Origin of the sequence: Streptomyces telluris (assembly GCF_024519335.1) — a bacterium.
In the GTDB taxonomy this organism is placed as follows: domain Bacteria; phylum Actinomycetota; class Actinomycetes; order Streptomycetales; family Streptomycetaceae; genus Streptomyces; species Streptomyces telluris.
On record NZ_JANIID010000011.1, the window covers coordinates 192,512 to 205,093 of the forward strand.

Consider the following 12,582-nt stretch of genomic DNA (forward strand, 5'->3'; position numbering starts at 1 on the left):
CGTTGCGTGTGACGAATTACGAATTGCGAGTTACGTGTTGCGCGGGGTGGACGAGGTCTGCGTGTTCCGGTCGCCCCGCCGGGCCCACGGGCCGGTCACGGCCACCAGCGCGGCGACCAGCAGGGCCGGTACGACGACGGCCCACAAGCCGTAGCGGTCCCCGGCCAGGTGGTGGCACAGCAGGACGAAGCCCGTCCCGCTGCCGCCGACGAGGACCACCGCCCCCAGGCCGTAGGCGGTGTACGCGATCCGGGCCGTCCGCGGGTAGGCGGCGACGCCGTCGCCCCGCCGCACGGCCCGCGCGCCCAGCAGCCGCAGGAAGCGGCGGCTCTCGGTCGCGTAGTCGGCCATCCCCAGGGCGTGGCCGAGCATCTTGTAGCCGTCCAGCGGCGGCAGTGGCACCAGATTCGTCAGCGCCAGCACCGAGCCGGTGAACAGCAGGCCGGCCAGCGGGCCGCGGGCGGCGTCGCTGCCGGGCAGGAGGGACCACAGCAGCCAGAAGGGCAGCAGGAAGGCCAGGTTCATGACCGTTCCGGCCGCCGCGGTGGCGACCCTCGCCCGGCGGGTGGGCAGGTAGGGATAGTTCTCGACCGTGCAGTACATGAACACCATGGGCAGGTGCCAGCGCAGCCCGATCTCGCCGACGGTCCCGCCGAAGTGCCGGGCGACGACCCCGTGGGCCAGCTCGTGCAGGGCCGTGCTCGCCCACAGCAGGGTGAACGCGGCGAGCAGCGCTCCCGGCTGCCGGAACAGCCGCACGGTGTCGTCCAGGAACGCCCCTGCGTGCACGGCGAGGTACGTCTCCATGCCGAGCACCAGCAGCAGGACGGGCACCACGACCACCGGCGCCAGTGCGAAGCTGGCGGCCCTGTACAGCCGGTCGGTGGTGGCCGTGGCGTCCGCGGCCAGCCGCAGCGTGCCCTTGAGGAGGGTGCCGGTGACCAGCTTGCGCGGCGCGGCCCCGGTCGGCTGCCCGGAGACGGCGGGTCCGGACGACCCGGTGCCTTGGGCAGGCCCGCCGTCTCCGGCGTTCCTTGCCCCCTCCAGCAGCCGCCGCTCCCACAGCAGCCTCAGCAGCTGCTGCCAGTGGGCCTCGCCGAGCCGCCGCCCGAACCGCGCCGCGTACTCCTCACCGACCTCGCCGAGCGTGCGGGAGCCGTCCAGGCGGGACATCAGGAAGTGCTCCTTGACCCCGACCTCGAAGGACTGCCCGCTGCGCGGATCCTTCACCAGGTGGACGACAGCCGGTCCGCGCCGTAGCGCAGAACTGCGCAGGATCTCCGGGCGCAGGGCGGGCCGCTGCTCCAGCAGCCCCTCATGCGTCGGGGGAGGCGTCCGCGGAGTCACCGGGAGTCCGCCTCGCGCAGGGCGCGCCCGAGTACGTACGACAGGTACGCCTCGTCGCGGATGGTCACGTGCAGCCGGTTGTTGGTCATGTGCATGTACGGCGACAGCAGCAGGGGCAGGGCGGCCGCCGGGTCGGTGACCTGCTCGTCGGCCGTGCCGTCCCACGAACGGAAGACGAGGTCGCCGCGGACGGCCAGCGCGGTGGCCCGGTCGCGCAGTTCGGCACAGTGCTCGGCCCAGCCGCGCAGGAAGCGGGGCAGCTCGGCGAGCCCGTCGGCGCCCTCTCCGGCCAGGGCGCCCAGGACCGCGCCGAAGCGCCGCGCAGGCGCCGGGCCCATGGCCGCGTAGGTTCGGTCGTACTCGTCGGAGCCGATGAAGTTCGTCCCGGAGAACGCCTTCTGCCAGAACACGTGATAGCGGTCCAGATACTCCGCGAGCTCCGCCCGGCCCGGCAGGAACGTACCGGCCATCACCATCATCAGCTGGGCGGACGCGCCCAGGCGGACGGTCCGCAGATGGAGGTTCATGGTGCGGACGGCCTCGATGACCAGGTCGCTGGAGTGCCGGAAGTGCCACTCGGCGAGCTCCACACCCGCCGGGCCGCCGTACTTGCCGTACTCGGGCTCGTACGGCTCCCGGCTGACGGTGTTGTTCGGCCGCAGCCGCATCCGCCCGTCGGCGTCGAGGAAGCCGCTGCGCTCGTCCTCGGGGAACTCCAGCTCGAAGAGGGTGTTGTAGAACTCGTTGAGGAAGCCCGACGAGTCCACCTCGTAGAGCGCGGGCCGCTCCCGCAGGAAGGCGGCGACGGCCTGCTCGGCGCGCCCGGCGACCTCCTCCGCGACGGCCTCGGACGAGGGCTTGAGCCGCAGCCGGACGTGCGGGCCCTCCAACCAGTAGTTGATGAAGAAGTGGCCCGCCAGCAGCCCCTCGGAGGTGAGCTCCGCAAGGAGCGGGCCGATGCACCGGGTCATCAGGGGCTGGGGATTGGCGGCGTAGTGGATGTGCAGGGCCTGCCAGGCTCCGGGCGTGGCGAGGGCGGGTTCGGTCATGTCGGCGCACCGGTTCCTTCGCGGTCGTGACGGGGCGTGCGGAGGGTCTCGACGGCCAGCTCGGCCATGTGGGTGCCGCGTGCGGACACGGCGTGCAGCTCGTCCTCCCCGGGCAGGGCCTCGCGGAGCACGACCCGGTCGGCCGGGTCCTTGAGCAACCCCTCCAAGGCGGTGAGGGACAGCCGGCTGTCGAAGTCGACGTACTGCGGCTTCGCCCGGTCCGCCCCGGGCGCGGCCGCGCCCGGCGTGACGGTGGCGAAGACGCGGCGCGGCAGCCCGTGCCGCACACGCCACCGCTGCCACTGCAGGAACAGGGCCGCGTCGCCGTCCCGGCCATGGCCGCCGCCGAGGGCGGGCAGCGCGGCGGCGGAGGCGGTCCAGCTGCGCCGGCTGAGGACGAGACCGCCGCAGCGCACCCGCGGCCGGGACGTCACGCCGTCGTCGGGCTCGCCCTCCGGAACGCCGCCCCACACGTCGAGCGGTGCCATGGACGTGGGGGAGAGGAGCAGCAGGGTGCGGGGGATCTCGGGGAGCGCCAGCGGCACGAGATAGCCGAGGTAGACGGGAACGACCTCGCGGTCAAGCCGCCGGGAGCGCAGCACCAGGCGGTCGGCCCGTACGTCGTGCTCCACGTACAGGTCGTCGAGCGCGATCCGGCCCTCCTCCGGCACGCCGCCGTCCTCGCCCGGGCAGACGATGCGGTAGTCCGTCAGGCGCCCGTGCAGATTGAGGTTGCTGGTGACGGCCCCGCCGGTGATCTCGGCGAAGACGGCCCCCTCGGGCGGTGTGCCGGCCGCGGTGCGCCGGATCCGGGCGGAGAGCGCTCCACCACCGCTCTCGCCGCCTTCACCCCTTTCATCTCCTTCACCTCCTTCGCCCCCTTCACTGCCTTTGCCGTCGAAGCAGTGGGTGAAGCGGCTGAAGGGGAAGGCGAACCCGCCGTAGGACTGGTTGAGCACCGCCAGCGGTTCGCCGTCGCGGCGCACCAGCTGCAGGAAGTGGCTCTGCGGCGCGAAGCGGGGCGTGACGCCGGCGAGCCGCCCTGCGACGGCCTCGACCGTCTCGGGGTGGACGCGGATCTCCTCGGCGCCCCGCGCGGTGTCCCAGAGGCGGCGCATCCGGGACGCCCACTCCCGGCGGGCCGCGTCCACCGCCGTGATGCCGGGCAGGCCCAGCCAGTTCGGCTCGGGGACGTAGTCGCCCTGCGCGTCGAAGGGCTTACGGCGAGCGGTGAACGTCAGGTACTGGTCGTAGAAGTCCTCGTGGAAGTCGTGCACGAGCTTCAGGAGGTCCTCGCAGCGACCGCCGCTGCCGTACCGTGCGACGAAGAAGCCCTTGAGCGTGATGCGCTGCGGCAGGGTCAGGTCGAAGGCGGGCAGGATGCGTTCGAGCGAGCGCAGGGTCTCCAGAGGGCCCTCGCCGGCGGCCGTGACCGGGGCGCTCCAGGGCCGCAGGTCGCAGACGACGCCGGTGTCCCCGCCTTCGTTGTCCTCGTTGTCACGTCCGCCTGCCCGTACGTCCTCGTACAGCAGGGTCCGCGGCAGCGTCGGCTCCGCCGCCCCGAGTTCGTGCTGGACGGCTGTGAGGGCCTGCCGCAGCTCGGACAGCAGCTCCCGGCGCAGCTTCGGCCCGGCGGCGGCGTAGCGGCGGATGCAGTCGACCGGCTGCTCCAGTGCCTCGGCGAGCCGTACCGCCCACGGCCTGTCCAGGGCCTGCAGGGCGTCGCGGAAGGCGCGCAGCGGGTCCGCGTCGTGGACGTCGGTGCGCAGGCACGGGATCTGCACCATGCCCAGGTCCAGCAGGGCGGTCAGATAGCGCTCGCACTCGTCCGGGCCGGCGCCCCGCTCCTCGGCCAGCCAGCGAGCGAGGTCCCCGTAGCGCAGCCGCGGCCGCTCGCCGAACAGCGCCAGCAGCTTCTCCAGGGTGCCGCTGCGGCGGAGGAAGAACAGCCGGTCACGGGCGGCGTCGAAGGTGACCGCCGCGCCGTCGTCGCCCGCCGTCACCGAGCGGCGCACGTAGCGGATCCGGTCCTCCTCGTCGTGCCTCCAGCCCGAGGACAGGGTGACGGGGAGGTCGCCGCGCCGCCCGGGGTCGGCGGCTATGAGCTCGGCGAGCCGGGCCAGGACCACCACGTTCAGCCGGGGGTGGCCGGTCCACTCCTCCGGAACGCGGACGATGCCGGGGGCGCTCGACGTGTTCTCCCGGCCGTCGGTGCCCTCTCCGTCGTCGGTGCCCTCGCCGCCGTCGGCGCCCTCGGTGAAGCGGCCGAGGGCGACGGCCGTGAAGGTGCTGAACGGGCTGGTCTTGCAGGCCGTGCGGTAGAGGTAGGCGAGGGCGGAGCGCTCGGCCTTGCGCAGCCGCTTGTCCGGGCGGCCTCCCGGATCCGCGCCGATGTACGCGTCCAGCCGCTCCTCCAGCTCCGGCGACGCCAGCAGCAGCCCCAGCCGCAGCCGTTCCTCACCGAGCAGGCCGCGCAGCGCGGCGCGGGTGCGGGTGGTCTCCGCGGCCAGGAGCGGGGCGCCCTCGGTCAGCAACCCGTCCAGCGCCCGCCGGTCGCGCACCCAGCGCGCCGCGTCCTCGGCGGCTCCCGTGCCGTCGGCGGCGAGCAGGGCGAGGGCCTGCTCGGGCGCGCCGGGCAGCCTGCCGTTGAACACGTCCCGCCGCAGCTTCAGCAACAGCCGCCGGGCGCCGTCGTCCTCCGCCGCCTTGACCAGGGGGCGCAGCCGGTCGCTGAGCGCGGCGCCGCGGGAGCGCAGCCGCTCCTCCTCGCGGAGTACGCGCTCCGCCCACTGCACGGTGGCCGGGCAGCGCAGGGCCTGTACGGCCTCGACGGGCAGTCCGGCGACGCGCAGCATGAAGTACGGGCTCAGCGACCAGTGGCCGGTCCCGGCCTCGCGGGAACTGGATGTCGTGTCGGTCATGGTGTCCCCGTGCACTCAGGCGATCTCGTAGCGGAAGTCGGCGGAGCCGGGGCGTTCGTGGCCGACGAGCATGATCAGCAGCGGTGCCTCACCGCTCTCCGCGAGCTCCAGCTCCTCGACGAACGACACGGTGTCGAAGCCCAGCGCGACCCCGCTGCCCACGCCGAGTGCCGTCGCCGTGGTGTAGAAGGTCTGCGCGACCGCCCCGACGGTGGCGTTGACCAGCCGGTAGCCGCGGTCGCCGACCGCGTCGAGCACGGCGGCGGTGCGCACGGCGGGCACGACGACGGCCGCGGCCTGTTCCAGGTTGTAGTTGGACAGGAAGTAGTTCCGCTGGAGGAAGTCGCCCGGCGGCCCCGGCTTGACCAGCCGCAGCCCGTGCGCGCTGCCCGGCTCGTAGGCGTACGCGCCGGGAGCGATCCCCTCGACGTGGTTGACGAAGACGTACAGCCGGGTGAGCCGGGGCATGTCCGGACCGGCCTGCCCGTCCGGACCGGCTTGTCTGTCCGGCCCCTCCGATCCGGTCGCGTCGCCGCCGACGGAGGCGGATGCGGCGGCCGCCAGCGTCGCGGCCAGCTGATCGGCGGCGAGCGGGCGCCGGGCGTCGAACCGGCCGAAGCTGCTGCGCCGCCGGCGCAGCGCCTCCCGCATGCCCATGCTCAGCGGCGCGGGTTCCGGCAGGGCCACAGGTGCCGCCCCCGGCACGCTGCTCGGCGGCTCCGGCGAAACGGCCGCCGGAGCGAGCGCTCCGGGCTCCGGGCGGGCGGCGGCGTTCTCGAGGGTCGCGGCCTGGATCCGGCGGACGGTCTCGAAGGGGATCACGCGGCGGGAGCGCTCGCTCTCGGTGCGACGCACCCGGGCCGCGGGCCCGGTGGCGCGTCCCGTGGACGGGGCCGCCGCCGTGCGGTCCCAGGTGAGCGGGACCACCGCGAAGACGCCCTCGTGCAGGACGTCGAGGCCGAGCAGCCGGGCGATGCGCTCCTCGTCGAACCACAGGGCGGGCTCGATGCGCAGGCCCCGGGCGCGTGCCCACATCCGCCAGGTCTGCAGCAGGGCGCCGACGTCCATGCTGACCGCGTGCATGCAGAAGCTGTTGTACTTGAAGGCGTTCTGCCAGAACTTGACGCCCAGCACCAGGAACTGGTCGGTCGCCACGTCCGGGTTCTGCTCCAAGCCTGCGGCCTCGCGGACCTCCGCCGAGACGTCGCCGGTCAGCAGCCGCTGCATGGCGTGGTGCGTCGTGGAGTAGTGGTGGACCCCCGGCGCCAGGGGCCCGCCGGGTCCGCTCACCCAGTAGACCGTCGCCGGGTAGAGGCCGCCGCCCGAGGCCGTTCCGCGCGACCAGTTGGCGTCGGTGTAGAGGGGCAGGGACGGCAGGTCGGTGTTGGTCTGGACGCCCAGCCGGCGCCCGGTGCGGCCGTACGAGTCGAGCAGCATCCCGCCCAGCAGCGGGAGGGAGAAGCACCTCTCCTGGGGGTCGGCGTTGCCGAACACCCCTTCCTGCACGGTGGCCGCGGGTCCGGGTCCGGACCCGGGTCCTGCGTCGTCGCCCTCGGGCAGCGGGAAGGACTCGGCGCCCGGGTAGAACTTCCCCTTGCGCGGCCGGTCCGACCAGTCGGGTACGAAGCCGACGGGCTCCATGGGGATCCTGCCGCGATGCATGATCGCAGTCGCGTATTCATGGGCGAAACCCACTGGTTCTCCTTACGTGACGTACGTGATGTGTCCGGTTCGGCAACTGGAGGGGGAGGGACGGGATCAGGGGGAGGCAAGTGCTCAAGGGAACGGATGCGGAGCCGGGTTGAGCTCGTCGGCCCGTAGCTCGCGCTCGCGCAGCCCGGCCGCGTGCAGCGCCGTCAGCATCCGCGGCATCCGCAGCGCCCGCTGCCGCTGCCAGCCGAAGTCGATCGGCAGCAGGCCGGGCACGATCACACAGACCGTGTGCAGGCCCAGGTCGCGCTGCTCGGGCAGGGTCTGGTCGACGACGATCACGTCGAAGCCCGCGCTCGTCACTGCGGCCACGCACCGCTCGACGTCGTCCCGGAGGTCGTCCGCGGCGGGCAGCATGCGCTCGCCCGGTGCGTACAGCTCCGCCATGGGCAGCTTCGGTCCGCGCCGGCCGAGGAGGAACGAGGCGTGCGGGGCCATCTCCGGGAGGCCGTAGACCAGCGGATGGTCGTGCAGGGCCAGCACCTTGTCGAAGTCCGCCGCCATGGCGCGCAGCCGTTCGCCGTCGCGCTCGGCCCGGCCCCGGATGTTCACCGCGTCGGTCGCGATCTCGCACAGCCCGCCGGCCAGTGCGGCCTCCGGGTCGAGGCCGGCCCCCGCGCCGAAGCACAGCGTGCCGGTGCCCCCGTCGGTGCGGACCGCCACCGCGGTCACCACCGGCACGGGGAAGGTGATCCGGGTGTCGAAGAACCGCGCCTCGTAGCCGTACATCGCCAGCCGGTCGACCATCTGCCGCGTCCGCGGTTCCGTGCTCGTCCGCGGGTCGATCTCGGGCAGCGCGGCCCGCCCGTACCAGGAGAGCAGGAAGGCGTCCCGCTCGATCACCTCCATCAGCCCGTGGTAGACGGCCTCCTCCACGGAGCCGCCCGACGCGCAGCCGTTGGAGCTCTCCTGGACGAACCGGTTCTCCAGGCCCGGCGTGCCGTAGTAGGTGAGGATCTCCGGTACGAGCAGCGGCCGGTGGTCCCGCAGGGAGTACCCCCACACCCAGGGGATCTCCCGGTCGGGGGAGAACGGCACCACGCGCGGGTCGGCCCGGTGGAACTCCTCGGCGTACAGGCCGCACTCGCGCGGGTCGAGCGCGTCGTCGCCGAGGGCGGCGAGGGATGCCCGCACCTGCGGGGACCGGCCGCGGGCCCGCATGCCCGCCGCGCGTTCGAGGCCCTCCAGGACGCCGATGCGCTCGCTGTCGGCGTAGGAGTCGGCGTGGCCGCCCCAGAACGTCTCGCGCAGGTACTCGCCCGAGCGCAGCTCGAAGCAGCCGACCGTGGCCGATGTCGACGCCGAGGTGATGTCGTGCACCACACCGGGGCCGAGCGCCCCGCACACCGGACCGGCGAACGCCGCCACCGGCAGCTCGTACTGCGAGACCGCCCGCACCCGGAACGAGCCGGGCCGGTGCTTGGGCGCCGGCCGCAGGGTGAGTTCCGCGGCCTCCGCGCTGTCGGGAACCCGGCGTCCGCAGTCGGGGCACTCCGCGTCGGGGACGAGCAGGTGGCGGCTGACGCGCAGGGTTTCGAGGTCGAGGAGGTGGACGGCGGCGAAGGGGCCGTCTTCGCCGGCGGGGTCTGTGGTGGGGTCCGTGGCGGGGTCCGTGGTGGGGCCGTGCGGGGTACGGGCGGAGGTACGGACGGCGGTGCGGGCGGTTATCAGTGCGGCCATCGCGTCCGTCAGGAACGGCACGGCGTACGGAGGCCGCCCGGCCGCCCGCGTGTCCGACCCCAGCTCCAGCGCGTCGCGCAGGGCCCGTCCGCGCACGGACTGCCAGCGGCGGGCCAGACAGCGGGGGCAGGGCACACCGCCGCGGTCGCCGCGGTGCTTGTCGTCCGGCCGGGGGAAGGGGCCGACGAGCGCGTGGTGCCCGTAGAGGTGGACGCGCGGCGCGAGGTCGCCCTGGGGGAGGGCGTCCTGGGCCAGTTCGTCGCGTACGCCCAGCGGTGCCACTTCGGTCGGGGCGCCCGTACCTGCGGGTGAGGCGCGCAGGAGCGCGGAGATGTCGCGGCAGGCGTGCTCCCACTCGGGCGGGGCGGGGGAGAGGCCGGTGTTGTCGGCAGCCATGCCGGAGGCGCGGACGGTGCCGGAGGGGTGGGCGGTGTCAGGGACGGGGGCGGTGCCGGGAAGGTTCGGGCGGGCGGGGCCGGTGTCAGTAGGAGTCATGGGAGCCCTCGGGAGCGTTCCCGGCGGAGCCGTCGCGCGTGAGCAGCACGCGGACCGTGCTGATGCCGCCCGCGAGCAGGTCGGCCGAGCCGGTGGGCACGACGAGCGCGTCACGTCCCGCGGCACGCAGCCGCTCCAGCACCGTCGCGTACGTCGTGGCATCGGAGGCGTCCGGACGGCCGGTGCTCTTCCCCATGGCGGTGAGGGTCTCGGGGGCGAGATCCCCCAGCAGCGGATCGCCGAGGTCGAGGGAGGAGGCGCGGCCACCACTGCCGTCGGCTCCGGCGAGTTCACGGCCGAGCTGCTCCTGTCCCAGCAGGTCGCGCAGGGCCGCCACCGCGGCCTGCCGCCGGTCCGTGGCGCCCGCGACCGTCCAGGCCCACGTGCCGGAGTGGGGGAGGAGCGCCCGGGCGAACAGGACGTGGGCGGAGGAGCGTTCCGCCTCGCCGAGGTCGAGGAGCTCGTACGCCTTGATGCCGAGGTTGCGGGCCGAGCTGGCCAGGAACGTGAGCTCCGGATCGTCCCCGTGGGCGTCCGGGGCGATGAGGGCCGCCCCGCCGGTGCCGCGCAGGGCGCGTTCCAGCGCGTCGTGGCACAGCGCGGAGAGCAGTCCCCGGGCCGTGGCCTCGGCGGTCGTACGGCCCGCGCCGGTGCCCGCGGACGTGGGGGTGTGGAGCCGGTCGTGGTTGTACGGGCCGAAGGTGCGGACCGCGCCCGCGGGCACGAGCGCCGGGCCCGCGCCGGTGAGGGAGGAGGCGCGTACCCAGGCGGTGACGTCCTCGGCGCGGGCGGGCAGGCCGCTGGCGACGGTGAGCGCGTCGGGACCGAGGACGCGGATCCTGCCCTGTGCCCGGTCGGGGCGGACGGCGTCCCCGGGGAGCACGCCTCCCAGGGGGACGACGTGCTCGGCGTAGACGCAGGCCGCGGTGTCGAGGGCGGTGAGCCGGGCGCCGGCGACGGTGTGCAGGTCGAAGGCGGCGATCTCGCGGCTCCTCCCGTGCCCCAGGGGCAGGCGCACCGTGCCGGCCTTGAGCGGGGTCTGGGTCCACGGCTCGTCCGTGAACCGCTCGAAGACGCCCGTGTGCGGCCGGACGAGTATCCGGCGGCTGTTGAGTTCGGCGAGGAGCGCGTCCGAGTCGATGGTGGGGACGTCGACGCCGGTGGCCGGCGCGGGGACGTCGGGCAGGGCGATCGGGGCGGGGGCCGGGGTGGCGGCCGGCGCCGTACCGGTCGCCGCGGTGCCGGTCGTGCGGCAGAACGGGCAGCGGGGGTGGGCGAGCAGGGGCTCGGCGACCACGTCGAACGACTCGGTGTCCTGGATGATCACCTGTCCGCGCGTCTCGGCGGGCAGCGCACCCGTGGTGAGGCGGAAGACCTCGTAGCCCAGGAGGTTGCCGAGCATCGCCGAGAGGCTGCGGCCGGGCTGCGGCGCGCGGGGCTCTCCTGCTGCGGGCAGGCAGACGTCGCTCCACAGATCGGCGGCGGCCGCGGCGTCGCCCTGGGCGCCGAGGCGCAGCACTGCACAGGCCCAGCAGCCGGTGCTCCCGTGCGTCATGAGCGGGCCGACGACCGCGCGGCTGCCGAACATGGCCGCCGGTACGAGGGACTTGCCCTCCGGCACCCCGGTTTCGAGCAGGCGGAAGAGTGGGCGCGGGCCGTCCGTGCCGCCGCTGGCCACGACGATGTCGTACGCGGCGAGGTCGCTCCAGGACACCGTCACCGGCTCGTCGGCGGCCTGCCGCGCCGCGGGGCCGGTCGCTTCGATCGGCTGCAGGGAGACGGGGCAGCCGGCGGTGCGGAGGCTCTCCGCCTCCTCGTATGCGTGGGCGAAACGATCCTTCGCGCCGGATCGGTGGCCGACGGAGGCGATGCCGTTGCGGACCAGGCTGAGCACGCACCAGGCCGCCACGGGATCGTCGCCGAGTACGGCCACCCGGGCCGTACGGAAGTCGTGGAAGCGCCGTTCCGCGTCGTCGGCGTAGTGGTCGACGTAGGCGATCTGCGGCGCGAAGCGCTCCGCGACCTCGGGGGAGAACGCGGGAGGGGCCGAAGTGTCCGGGGCGGGCGTGTCACGGGCGAACTCCCGCTCGTACAAGGTGCTCACCAGGCTGCCGACCATGGCCCGCTGCCCGTCCCCGAGTCCCCGGCAGAGGTCGGCGACCCGGTGCTTCCCGTTCAGGTGCGGGACGAGGAGGGTGGCGAAGCGGTACGCGGAGGGGGAGTTGACGTGGAATCCGCCGTGGGCGTTGTGGAACAGCACGCCGTCCGGGGTCCGGGTGAAAAGGACGTCACGGCGGATGCGGGGCCGTGTCCCGGCAATCTCTTCGTAGGCTTCCAGCATGTGTGTACACCTCATGGACTCGTGGAATCGTGACGTTGATCGTTGAAATCGGAAACGTGATGGAGGTGAAGGTTCGTGGACTCGTAAAGATGCGGAGATGAATTCACTGCCGCGACGGCAATGCGAGGGAGCCGCCTCGGTCGTCGCGGTATCCGGTGGCGCACCGGGCGAATGCCCGGAGCAGTTCGTGCATGCGGAAGCGACCGGCCGACTCCTCTTCGAGCAGGCCCGCGTCCGCCAGCCGCTCCAGAATTTCCTCGGCCGGAGCCGCTGGTATCCCGAGCAGGCGCGCGGCGTCGGCGACCGGAAGCGGGGCCGGCGGGGCTCCGCCGACACGGAGGAACGCCTCCGCGAGGCGGGGGTCCAGCCGCTGCAGCGCGTCGCCCAGGACCCGGGGAACCGACATCTGCGGATCGTCGGGCAGTGACAGCCGGCGCATCGGGTCCTCGCGCAGCCAGGCCACGCAGTCGGCGACCGTCAGGCGGGGGCGGGTGAGAAGCCGGGCGGCCGCGATCCGCAGAGCGAGAGGGAAGTGACCGCAAGCGGCCGCGAGCTCGCGTACGGCCTCCGGCTCCGCCCCGGCCCGGACCTCCCCGAGGGCGGCCGCCAGCAGTTGGCACGACTCGTCCTCGGCGAAGGCGTCCAGGCGCGTGGCCCAGCCGCCGTGCGCCGCCACCAGCCCGGCCAGCCCGAGCCTGCTGGTGAGGACCGCGGCGCTGCCCGCGCCGGTCGGCAGCAGAGGCCGGGCGACGGCGGGGTCCGTCACGTCGTCCAGGACCAGCAGCACGCGACGGTCCGCACCGCAGGCACTTGCTGCGCCGGTCGGCGCCGCCATGCCCTGCAGCTCGGCGGCGACTTCCGCCGACGTGCGCGGCGTGCCGTCCGTCCGCGTCATGCGGACCGCGAACCGGCCGTCGGGGAAGTGGTGACCGCCGGCCCCCACGAGGTGGGCCACGTGCAGCGCGAGCGCCGTCTTGCCGATGCCCGGGGCACCCGAGACCACCACCAGCGCGGGGCCCGAGCGGTCGGCGGTGAGGCG

The 12,582-nt window shown here is 74.2% G+C and carries 7 protein-coding genes; all 7 read right to left on the reverse strand.

Going from position 1 to position 12,582, the window contains the following annotated elements:
* Positions 1-30: 30 nt before the first annotated feature.
* Positions 31-1,347 (reverse strand): M50 family metallopeptidase, encoded by a 1,317-nt coding sequence (locus NQU55_RS15265; RefSeq protein ID WP_256790702.1) that lies wholly within the window; start codon positions 1,345-1,347, stop codon positions 31-33.
* Positions 1,344-2,396 (reverse strand): lantibiotic dehydratase C-terminal domain-containing protein, encoded by a 1,053-nt coding sequence (locus NQU55_RS15270; RefSeq protein ID WP_168093022.1) that lies wholly within the window; start codon positions 2,394-2,396, stop codon positions 1,344-1,346. Before NQU55_RS15270 ends, NQU55_RS15265 begins: the two co-directional genes overlap by 4 nt.
* Complete coding sequence (locus NQU55_RS15275; RefSeq protein ID WP_256790703.1) at positions 2,393-5,317, reverse strand: lantibiotic dehydratase; 2,925 nt, start codon at positions 5,315-5,317, stop codon at positions 2,393-2,395. Before NQU55_RS15275 ends, NQU55_RS15270 begins: the two co-directional genes overlap by 4 nt.
* Before the next feature lie 15 nt (positions 5,318-5,332).
* Positions 5,333-7,012 (reverse strand): SagB family peptide dehydrogenase, encoded by a 1,680-nt coding sequence (locus tag NQU55_RS15280; protein ID WP_256790704.1) that lies wholly within the window; start codon positions 7,010-7,012, stop codon positions 5,333-5,335.
* Positions 7,013-7,093: 81 nt separating this feature from the next.
* The gene (locus NQU55_RS15285; protein ID WP_168096392.1) at positions 7,094-9,202 is read right to left on the reverse strand and encodes a TOMM precursor leader peptide-binding protein; all 2,109 of its coding nucleotides are present in this window, start codon (positions 9,200-9,202) and stop codon (positions 7,094-7,096) included.
* On the reverse strand, positions 9,189-11,543 hold the full coding sequence (locus tag NQU55_RS15290; RefSeq protein WP_256790705.1) for a TOMM precursor leader peptide-binding protein: 2,355 nt from the start codon (positions 11,541-11,543) through the stop codon (positions 9,189-9,191). The genes NQU55_RS15285 and NQU55_RS15290 overlap by 14 nt, the downstream gene beginning before the upstream one ends.
* A 103-nt stretch (positions 11,544-11,646) precedes the next feature.
* The coding region (locus NQU55_RS15295) for an NB-ARC domain-containing protein (RefSeq protein WP_256790706.1) at positions 11,647-12,582 on the reverse strand (936 nt) is incomplete at its 5' end.